Annotated in this window: 11 protein-coding genes; 7 read left to right on the forward strand and 4 right to left on the reverse strand. The window is 40.1% G+C overall.

Going from position 1 to position 10,469, the window contains the following annotated elements; translation table 11 throughout:
• The first annotated feature begins 20 nt into the window (after positions 1-20).
• The 6 genes from tal (at position 21) to I4641_RS12710 (ending at position 6,468) form a co-directional block, all read left to right on the forward strand.
• Positions 21-1,160: a transaldolase gene (gene tal, locus I4641_RS12685; RefSeq protein WP_229640898.1), complete on the forward strand. Its 1,140-nt coding sequence runs from the start codon at positions 21-23 to the stop codon at positions 1,158-1,160.
• A gap of 101 nt (positions 1,161-1,261) precedes the next feature.
• Positions 1,262-2,791, forward strand: coding sequence for a glucose-6-phosphate dehydrogenase (gene zwf, locus I4641_RS12690; protein WP_229640899.1), 1,530 nt, complete (start codon positions 1,262-1,264; stop codon positions 2,789-2,791).
• Between the two features lie 33 nt (positions 2,792-2,824).
• Positions 2,825-4,207, forward strand: coding sequence for a glucose-6-phosphate dehydrogenase assembly protein OpcA (opcA, locus tag I4641_RS12695; RefSeq protein ID WP_229640900.1), 1,383 nt, complete (start codon positions 2,825-2,827; stop codon positions 4,205-4,207).
• Between the two features lie 52 nt (positions 4,208-4,259).
• A complete protein-coding gene (locus tag I4641_RS12700; RefSeq protein WP_229640901.1) occupies positions 4,260-4,970 on the forward strand; it encodes a class I SAM-dependent methyltransferase in 711 nt (236 codons plus the stop codon).
• 67 nt (positions 4,971-5,037) lie between these two features.
• Positions 5,038-5,184 (forward strand): hypothetical protein, encoded by a 147-nt coding sequence (locus I4641_RS12705; protein ID WP_229640902.1) that lies wholly within the window; start codon positions 5,038-5,040, stop codon positions 5,182-5,184.
• 84 nt (positions 5,185-5,268) lie between these two features.
• On the forward strand, positions 5,269-6,468 hold the full coding sequence (locus I4641_RS12710) for a phosphoglycerate kinase (RefSeq protein WP_229640903.1): 1,200 nt from the start codon (positions 5,269-5,271) through the stop codon (positions 6,466-6,468).
• 232 nt (positions 6,469-6,700) lie between these two features.
• Here the strand turns inward: I4641_RS12710 and frp are convergent, their stop codons facing one another.
• The 3 genes from frp to I4641_RS12725 all read right to left on the reverse strand — a co-directional run bounded on the left by frp (position 6,701) and on the right by I4641_RS12725 (position 8,597).
• Positions 6,701-7,021, reverse strand: a complete 321-nt coding sequence (frp, locus tag I4641_RS12715) for a fluorescence recovery protein (RefSeq protein ID WP_229640904.1) — start codon at positions 7,019-7,021, stop codon at positions 6,701-6,703.
• Positions 7,022-7,149: 128 nt separating this feature from the next.
• On the reverse strand, positions 7,150-8,112 hold the full coding sequence (locus tag I4641_RS12720; protein WP_229640905.1) for an orange carotenoid-binding protein: 963 nt from the start codon (positions 8,110-8,112) through the stop codon (positions 7,150-7,152).
• A 209-nt stretch (positions 8,113-8,321) separates the two neighbouring features.
• Positions 8,322-8,597 carry a DUF3143 domain-containing protein gene (locus I4641_RS12725; RefSeq protein WP_229640906.1) on the reverse strand — a complete coding sequence of 92 codons (276 nt, stop codon included), beginning with the start codon at positions 8,595-8,597 and terminating at the stop codon, positions 8,322-8,324.
• 198 nt (positions 8,598-8,795) lie between these two features.
• On the opposite strand from I4641_RS12725, the gene I4641_RS12730 reads away from it, so the two are divergent.
• Complete coding sequence (locus I4641_RS12730; RefSeq protein WP_369426782.1) at positions 8,796-10,025, forward strand: 4-hydroxy-3-methylbut-2-enyl diphosphate reductase; 1,230 nt, start codon at positions 8,796-8,798, stop codon at positions 10,023-10,025.
• Between the two features lie 71 nt (positions 10,026-10,096).
• On the opposite strand, the gene I4641_RS12735 is transcribed toward I4641_RS12730, so the two are convergent.
• On the reverse strand, positions 10,097-10,432 hold the full coding sequence (locus I4641_RS12735) for a hypothetical protein (protein WP_229640908.1): 336 nt from the start codon (positions 10,430-10,432) through the stop codon (positions 10,097-10,099).
• Between the last annotated feature and the right edge of the window lie 37 nt (positions 10,433-10,469).

Genomic DNA, 10,469 nt, shown 5'->3' on the forward strand with positions numbered 1-10,469 from the left:
GAATAGGAGAATTATTTATTATGTCTAATCCCATTGTAGAAATTGGCAATCAATACGGTCAAAGTATTTGGATGGATAATCTAAGTCGTGACATTATTGAGTCGGGAGAATTAAAACAGTCCATTAGCGATCAGGGAATTAGAGGAATTACTTCTAATCCTGCTATTTTTGAAAAAGCGATCGCGGGTAATAAAATATATGATAGTGCGATCAAAAGTAATATTAAATCGAATAAATCAGTCCAAGAAATTTATGAAGATTTAGTCTTTACCGATATTCGTAATGCTTGTGATATCTTCATGTCAGTATACGATGAAACCGATGGCTTAGATGGCTACGTCAGCATTGAAGTTCCGCCCGACTTGGCGAAAGATACCGATAGTACGATTAAAGAAGCTCGTCGCTATTATAAAACTATCGATCGCCCTAACCTGATGATCAAGATTCCTGGTACTCCCGAAGGATTACCCGCAGTAGAACAAGCGATCGCCGATGGTATGAGCGTCAACGTAACTTTGCTCTTTTCAGTCCAAAGCTATATCGATACTGCCGAGGCTTATATCAAAGGGCTAGAAAAAAGAGTAGCAGCAGGAGAAGATATTAGCAAAATCTCTTCGGTGGCGAGTTTCTTCCTCAGTCGTATTGATAGCAATATTGACGATCGCATCGATAGCAAACTAACCTCTGCTAAAGGAGAAGCAAAGGCAAAACTAGAAGCAATCAAAGGTAAAGTTGCGATCGCTAATGCCAAGATTGCTTACCAAAAATACAAAGAAATCTTTAACGGCGATAGATGGGAAGCTCTTGTTGCCAAAGGTGCTAAAGTACAACGTTTGTTGTGGGCGAGTACCAGTACCAAAAATCCCGAATACAGCGATGTAATGTATGTTGACGAGTTGGTTGGGATAGATACAGTCAACACCCTACCTCCCAATACTATTGAAGCTTGTGTCGATCATTGCGATCCTGCCAATCGGATTGAAAGCGATTTGGAATCCGCACAACAAGTAATTGATGGCTTAAAAGATGAAGCTGTTGGTATCGATCTCGATGCAGTGATGGACGAATTATTAGAAGAAGGTATCGATAAATTCATCAAACCTTTTGAATCATTGATGTCATCTCTCGAATCAAAAGTCCAACAATTAGCAGCAGTTTAATTAACAGGGCGACGGGGAAAACTTCCCTTTTCTCCTTTCCCTTTTTTCCTTTGACCCAGATTGTTACTTAAAACTTTAAAAAAATTACCCATAAATAAAATATGGTTGCAATATTAGAAAATCCGTTACGAGTTGGTTTACAACAAGAACGTACTGCCGATCCTGCAATTATCGTGATTTTTGGTGCGTCAGGAGATCTTACCCAAAGAAAACTGATTCCTGCCATCTACCAAATCAGAAGAGAACGTCGTTTGCCCCCAGAAATGACTATTGTCGGGGTAGCAAGAAGAGATTGGACTCATGACTTTTTTCGACAACATCTCAAAGAAGGTGTAGAAGAATTTGGTAATGGCGTAGGTAACGAAGAACTGTGGAAAGATTTTGCTAATGGCATTTTCTACTGTTCGGGGAACATGGACGAGGCAGCAAGCTATGAAAAATTAAAAACTTTCTTAGCAGATTTAGATGCTCAACGGGGAACTAGAGGCAATAGAGTCTTTTATCTGGCAGTATCGCCCAAATTCTTTAAACCAGCCCTCAAAGAGCTAGGAAACGCAGGAATGCTCGACGATCCTGTCAAGCATCGCATTGTAATCGAAAAACCTTTTGGGAAAGACTTGAGTACGGCAAAATCCCTTAATCGCGCAGTACAGAGAGTTTGCAAAGAAGAACAGGTATATCGCATAGATCACTATCTGGGCAAAGAAACAGTTCAGAACATATTGGTATTCCGTTTTGGCAATGCCATCTTTGAACCATTGTGGAATCGTCAATTTGTCGATCACGTTCAAATCACTGTAGCCGAAACCGTTGGAGTAGAGGAACGAGCGGGTTATTATGAAACCTCTGGCGCGTTGCGAGATATGTTGCAAAATCATTTGATGCAACTATTTGCGATTACAGCCATGGAACCGCCTAACGCTTTAGATGCAGATAGTATTCGCAACGAAAAAACTAAAGTACTGCAAGCAACTCATATCGCTGACTCTAATAATCTAGAACAATCAGCAATTCGGGCGCAATATTCTGATGGTTGGATGAAAGGACAGCCAGTCAAGGGCTACCGCCAAGAAGACGGAGTTAATCCAGAATCTACAACTCCTACTTTTGTGGCATTAAAACTAGAGATCGATAACTGGCGATGGAAAGGTGTACCGTTTTATCTCCGCACGGGCAAACGGATGCCCAAGAAAGTGACCGAGATTTCGATCCATTTCCGCGAAGTACCTCTACTAATCTTTCAATCCGCAGCTCAACAAACCAGTCCCAACGTTCTGACCATGAGGATTCAACCTAATGAGGGCATATCCTTGAAGTTTGAAGCTAAAACTCCTGGTCCCGATCTGCGGACGAGAACGGTAAATATGGACTTTAGCTATGGTTCGTCCTTTGGTATGACTACTGCCGATGCTTATCATCGTCTGTTATTAGACTGTATGTTGGGAGATCAAACTTTGTTTACTCGCGCTGACGAAGTAGAGGCTGCTTGGAACATCGTGACGCCCATCATCAATGCGTGGGAATCTCCTAGCGATCCTAGTAAAATGCCTCAATATGAAGCAGGGACATGGCAGCCAACCGAAGCAGAAGTGATGCTCAACCGCGATAAACGTCGCTGGCGCAGACTTTGATAATTACTTTACTAATTACTGATTATTTGAAAAATGGTTTCACCAATAGTATCTCTACAAGCACCAAAAGACGTATCCATCGATGAAATTGAAGCAGAATTGCGATCGCTTTGGCAAAGCCAAGGTTCGGACGAAGATGGCACAGCAGTAACTAGAGCAGCTACTTTTAGCTTAATTGTCTACGAGCCAGACGGCACGCAGCAGTTATTGGCATCTTTAGGCTTTTATACTGGTCCAATTGACGGTATTGCAGGGCCTAGAATTAAAGCAGCGATTAAAGCAGCCCAAAAAGCCTATGGCATGGAAGCTACGGGTAAATCCGATACTGCATTGCACGAAAAGCTTCAAGCTGCATTTGTTAAAGCTAAAGCAGAAGACAAGTTGACCTCAGAAAACAAAACCGCAGCAATTAGTTATACTCCTGACTCAGAGGGAATTACCGCTGATGCGATCGCAGCTTCCAACCCTTGTCGTATTATCACTCTTTGTCCTATTTTGGAGGAAGATGTTGGGGTAAAAGCTCAAGTTTCGGCTTATTGCCCAATTAACAAACAAACTAAAAATACCTTGGTTTGTTGCGAATATATTACCCTTAGCGGTACTGCCGAAGCATTAGAAAGAATTGGTGGTATTATTGCCGAACTAGCGATCGCCGATTTACCGAAGTTTGTCTGGTGGAAAGCTACCCCCACTCCCGAACATCCTTTATTCAAACGCTTAGTATCTGCCAGCGATACGGTAATTTTTGATTCTAGTAGTTTCGTGCAACCCGAAATCGATTTAAAATCTTTAGCGGAATTACTGACTGAAGATACTGCCCTAGCAGACATTAACTGGCGCAGATTAGCCCCCTGGCAAGAATTGGCTGCTGCTGCTTTCGATCCTCCAGAAAGGCGATCAGAAATTTATGAAGTAGACGAAGTAACTATCGACTACGAACTTGGCAATCAATCCCAAGCTTTAATGTATTTGGGTTGGTTAGCTAGCCGTCTCAAATGGACGCCCGTTGAGTATAAATTTGAAGGTGGAGACTACGATATTCGCAAAGTCAAATTTATCGACGATCAACAACGGGATATTTTAGCTGAGTTAGCTGGTATTCCGACTGCTGACTGGGGAGATATACCAGGGGATTTGGTTAGCTTGCGTCTTAGTTCGACTAATTTGGATGCAGACTGCTGTACCGTGCTTTGCTCTAGCACCACAGGCTGTATGCGGATGGAAGCTGGTGGTGGAGCGCAATCTTGCTATATCGAACAGGTGACTCCCGTATCGGATCAAAATACTGAAAGCTTGCTGAGTCAACAGTTACAAAGATGGGGTCGAGAAATGCTCTATGAAGAAAGCATGGCAATTACCGCCAAAATTTTGAAACTGGCAGAATTTAACGCTCAACTTTCGGAATTAGCAGAATAGTCTTAATCGACCTGTCTATTTTTAAGACAGGTCTAATATGGATCGATAAAATATGTTTGAAGAACAAGCAAAAACACTGCGAGATAGAGTAGCAAGTTTGTCTCAAGAAGCGATCGCCAAAAAAAATCCTTCTGGTTGGTTTGAACCTTTGTATGCTGAGGCTGGGGGGGATTCGGAGCAAGTACCCTGGGCAAAAAATCAGGCTCATCCCTATCTACAAGATTGGTTAGCCAAGTATCCATCCCAAACAAAAGGAAAATCTGCCTTAGTAACGGGTTGTGGCTTGGGAGACGATGCCGAAATATTGGCTAGTATTGGTTATCGAGTCACCGCTTTTGATATTTCTTCCAGTGCGATCGCTTGGTGTAAAAAGAGATTTCCCGAATCCACGGTAGATTATCAAGTAGGAGATTTATTTGCGTTAAACTCCGATTGGCAAAATAAGTTCGATCTAGTTTATGAATGTCGTAATATTCAAGCCTTACCTCTAAATGTGCGATCGCAAGTTATCAAAGCGATCGCTTTAACTGTAGCAATCAAGGGAACTTTATTAATTATTACTCGCCACCGAGACAACGATACTATTGCCGATGGTCCTCCCTGGGCTTTATCCGATCAGGAATTAGCTCAATTTGTAAACTTGGGATTATCAGAAATACGTCGCGATCGCTTTATAGAAAGCGGTATCCAACAGCACCGAATTGAATATTCTCAATTGCGAGATATTCCTTACTTATTGGACTTTGGACAAACAGCAAAATGATTCGCGAATACTCATCGCGAATTTGTCTTTAGTAATTAGCTTGGTTATCAAGAAATTCTCTTTGTATTTGACTTCAGAAGTACTACGCCACATTAAGCAACAATCTTTGTTTACCAACAGCTTGATTGGACATGGCGAGGAAACCTCGGTGTCCCTCACGCTGAAAATTCCTATCTTAAATACTTTCCTTAGTGCAGCCCCTCTGGTAGATTAATCGTAGTCCTAATATTTAAACTTTTGTTTATGTATAGGAAATTTTTATTAAATTATTTAACAAGCAACTAGGAGGGAAACCGCAATGGCTAAGAAGACTGTCGCGAGTCTAACAGAAGCAGATGTTTCTGGAAAGAAAGTTTTAGTAAGAGCCGATTTTAATGTTCCATTAGATGATAATGGCAACATTACAGATGATACTCGCATCAAAGCTGCATTACCTACAATTAAGGATCTAACTGGTAAAGGTGGTAAAGTAATCTTGTGTAGCCACATGGGTCGTCCCAAAGGTGAAGTAAAAGAAGAATTGCGTCTAACTCCAGTTGCCAAAAGACTTTCCGAATTACTCGGACAAGAGGTTGCTAAGTGCGATGACTGTATAGGCGATGGAGTTGCTTCTATTGTTAATAGTATGAGCAACGGTCAAGTTGTATTGCTAGAAAACCTCCGTTTCCATAGTGAAGAAACTAGTAACGACCCTGAATTTGCTAAAGCACTGGCTGCAAATGCTGACTTATATGTTAACGAAGCATTTGGTACTGCGCACCGCGCTCACGCTTCTACTGAAGGGGTAACTAAATATTTAAGTCCTAGCGTTGCTGGCTATTTAATCGAGAAAGAATTAGACTATCTTCAAGATGCAGTCGATAATCCTAAACGTCCTCTAGCTGCAATTATTGGTGGTTCAAAAGTTTCTAGTAAAATCGGCGTAATCGAAACCCTACTCGACAAGTGCGACAAGTTGCTTATCGGTGGCGGTATGATATTCACTTTTTACAAAGCCCGTGGTTTGAGCGTTGGTAATTCTTTGGTAGAAGAAGACAAGTTAGAATTAGCTAAATCTTTGGAAGCTAAAGCTAAAGAACAAGGCGTTCAATTGTTGTTACCTACTGATGTTGTCGTAGCTGATAACTTCGCTCCCGATGCTAATGCAAAAACTGTCAGCATTAATGATATTCCCGATGGTTGGATGGGACTAGATATTGGCCCTGATTCAATTAAAGTATTCCAAGATGCTCTTGCTGACTGTAATGCAGTTATTTGGAATGGCCCTATGGGTGTATTTGAATTCGATAAATTTGCTGCTGGGACAGAAGCGATCGCTCACACTTTAGCAGGTAAATCCGATGCTGTCACGATCATCGGTGGTGGTGACTCCGTAGCTGCGGTAGAAAAAGTAGGTGTTGCTGAAAAAATGAGCCACATCTCTACTGGTGGTGGTGCAAGTTTAGAGTTGCTAGAAGGTAAAACCCTTCCTGGTATTGTTGCTTTGGATGATGCTTAGAATCGCTGTGCAATTAGCTATTAGCTAGCTTTTGAATATAGTTTTATTATGCCTGTGGATTGACTTTGATCTTTCTACAGGTGTTTTTTTAACTTGGTATTCACTTAATCCTAACCACCCTTTTGATTCTCGATAGAATACTTCTACCCAGTTTCTTTCTTAGTCAATCAAAAAGTTAACCCTATATCTGATCATAAAAAACTTTTGCAAGAGTTCTATTGTTTTTTGTTTTTTACATCCGTGCCAATGCAGATATTTTAGATAATATTTCTGGGCTTAAACCTTTTAAATCTTCAAGACTAAGCCATCCTTGTTTAATTAATTTGGCAAAGTCAAACACAATAGCCGAGGAATCATAAGTATATTTACCATCTATTTCGTACCTTTTAGTACTTAATAAATCGTGTAAATACCACAAATCTGACAATTCTGTAATCGAGGCAGCGCGATCGCGAATATTCGCAATCAGAGCTGATGTTTCTCTAGTATAAGCCTTCTGTAAAGCTTGTTTGGCTATTGTATCCTCCGCTTCAGACCATTTTATTTTACTCACTTTTAACACTAATCTTGAACTTTAACTTAATATATATGTTTTTAAATATAAGCATGATACCTCAAAACCACAATCAACAAACTTGACATGGCTTTGAAGTTATTAAAAAAGCCTATATTAAGCTCTATTTAACGAGCTAGTTTGAGTAATTCTTGGGGAGAAGCTAACAAATCAATTGCTACGAAAAAGATTTTGTTTTCGGAATTAATCAAAAATCTCCAAGACATATTCATACCGACACCAGCACCAAACCAAGGAGTTTGTACTTTTCCTGTTACTTTTATTTGAGTATATCCATCTTCTGCGGGTTCTTCAACACCACGCTCGGGAGCGAGCTTTAGATTGGGACATTCTTCTTTGAAAAATTTGAAGACGGAATCTTTACCAACGATTGGTTTTTTGAAAGGAGGTTGCAACGCACCATCTTCTGTAAATAGTTTAATCAACTCATCAAAGTCATTGGCGTTTAATAAATTCATGTAGTTTAATACAGTACTATTAGTAACGCCTTCAATAGTTACTTCAGTTCTTTTGGCAATTTCCGTTGGAGGGGCAACGGGTTCGCTGACACGTTGAAAGTTGCCCATTTTACCAGTGTCAAAACCCATATCGACTACAGTATTGCGTAGGACGGTAATTTGTTGACCAGAGTCTAAACCCTGTAAGGTAGTTAATACAGCGTTCGCATTGGCTGAAAGCTTATATCCTTCAGGAATTGGAGCGACAATACCTTGCTCCATCCATTCTCCAAGTCTGTACCAAAAGCCTAGCTTAATATTAGGACTCCAGGTAGCATAGGTGCGACAAATTTCTGTATCAGTATGGTTAGCCAAATCGCACATTACCTGCGACTGTGCTTGGAAATCCATTGCTTTAATTGCATCAAGAGTAGGCTCGGCAAACTGCATATTAGCTGCTCCAGGGGCAGCAACAGTGACAGTTTTACCCATTTCCAAATACGCAAACCAAATCCAAGCTAGTTGATCTTCAGCACTCAATTGATTAAATCTAGCTGTTAAAGCTGGTACTGCATCAGCAGTTAAAGTATTGGATGAGAAAATGTTACGAGCAGAATCGATAGTAAATGGCACAGATATTTCTCCGTTGCTTTTATTAACTTATGTAAATATACTAGCAACTTTTGTTACAAAGTGTTAATTAAACTTGACACAAGGGGAAGGTTCTTATCTTGCAGAAGTGACGAACCTATCTCTAGCAAGGGATTCGGAATAATGTTAAGAAAACCTAACAATTACTGTATTGATAAACTTAAGGTAAATATGATTTAGGATCTTCAGGATTATGGTCCAGCAAAAACAGCCTCTTCTACATCTTCTCGACTCAAAGAATATTTAAACGAACGACTGAGATTATTTTGACTTATATCGGATGTATCAAAATAACGTACTGTCAATTCTTCAATCTCCAGACAGATTTCTGCTTTCCAAGAAGTTCGATCGATATACCAACAGTGAATATTATCATTATCGCGATCGCATCCTTTTGCCCGCAGCCAATCTTCAATAGTTGGTAAAGTGTGATTGTATAAAGGAGTGTTTGCCTCTGGTAGACTCATAAAAATTATTTTAAGAAGATATATACAAACTATAGAATATTCGAGATTTTTTATCTAACTATATGTGAATTAGCTTCAACATTCCGATGAGGCGATCGAACTCTTATTGTAAGATGTGAATGGGGTTTTTGATAATGCGATCGCCTAAATTATCCTGTTAATAATTGCTTTAATTTAAAAAATATGACCGATCGAAAAATAGATACAAAAGCTTTTAAACGTTCTTTGCAACAGTCAGAAAACTATCATCGTCGTAGCTTCGGACACGGGGAAGAAGTTGCGGGGACAATGAATAGTGAGTATCAAAGCGATCTGATCCAGACGATCCGCGATCGCAATTATAGTTATGTTGATGGAGATGTTACGATCCGCTTGGCAGAGTCTTTTGGCTTTTGTTGGGGTGTAGAAAGGGCTGTGGCGATGGCTTATGAAGCTCGTCGGCATTTCCCTACCGAAAAAATTTGGATTACTAACGAAATTATTCACAACCCTTCTGTCAATCAGCGTTTGCGCGAGATGAACGTTGGTTTTATTGAAGTTATTAATGATGAGAAGGATTTTACTGTAGTAGATTCTGGGGATGTGGTCATTTTGCCCGCTTTTGGTGCAAGCGTCCAAGAAATGCAATTACTCAACGATAAAGGCTGTAAAATTGTCGATACCACCTGTCCTTGGGTATCTAAGGTTTGGACTTCCGTAGAAAAACACAAAAAACGCGACTATACTTCGATTATTCACGGTAAATACGCCCACGAAGAAACTGTTGCTACTAGTTCCTTTGCCGATCGCTATTTGGTAGTCTTAAATTTAGATCAGGCTAAATATGTAACTGACTATATCCTTAATGGTGGAGATAGAGAGGAGTTTTTGACTAAGTTCGAGCGCGCATATTCTGAAGGATTCGATCCCGATACAGATTTAGAAAAAGTGGGTATCGCCAATCAAACCACCATGCTGAAGAGTGAAACCGAGCATATTGGCAAACTATTGGAACAAACTATGCTGAAAAAGTATGGTCCAGCAGAATTAAACGACCATTTCATGAGCTTTAATACCATTTGCGATGCAACCCAAGAAAGACAGGATGCGATGTTCGATTTGGTTAAAGAAGACTTATCTCTAATGATAGTTATCGGTGGTTTTAATTCTTCTAATACTACCCACCTACAAGAAATTGCAGTGGAATATAATATCCCTTCCTATCATATTGATAGTGTAGAACGAATTACAAGTCGCGATCGCTTGGAACATAAGCCTTTAGGACAAGATATAACTGTGGCAGAAAATTGGCTGCCAAAAGGGAAAATCACTGTCGGTATTACTTCTGGTGCTTCGACTCCCGATAAAGTTGTGGCTGATATTATCGAAAAGATATTTAATTTAAAAGCAATGGCGACAGATGGCGACAGTTTGATAACTAAATATTGACTCATATAGTTATTTTAAATAAAAACCACACGATTATGTAGGGGCGAATAGCCATTCGCCCCTACGAGATATTAAATGCAATTGCGTTTGATTTGGGTCAAGCGATCGCCTGAATTATTTGTGCGGTATGCTGTTAAAATAATCTCTCCAGAATCAGTAACCTTAATTCCTCTTGCTGGCTGTATTTTACCTTTGCTAGTGTCTATAGCGTCAGGGATTGTTGATTTTGGCTTAGTTGCACCATTGATTGAGATGCTTTGAGAATCTAAGGTTAAACCTGGAGGTGCGGGAATACCCCCCTTCCCTCTCAAAATAAGGCTGTTGTTATTGGATTTAGTGGCATAGCCACAAGCCTTACTAATATTTTCTTGTCCTTCAACTGGATTTGTTGATAAGCTTAGACGCACCTAGTTTAGGTTATAATCAGGGAAAAAAAAGAGCGAT

The sequence above is a fragment of the Waterburya agarophytonicola KI4 genome (assembly GCF_020640915.1).
Lineage (GTDB): Bacteria > Cyanobacteriota > Cyanobacteriia > Cyanobacteriales > Xenococcaceae > Waterburya > Waterburya agarophytonicola.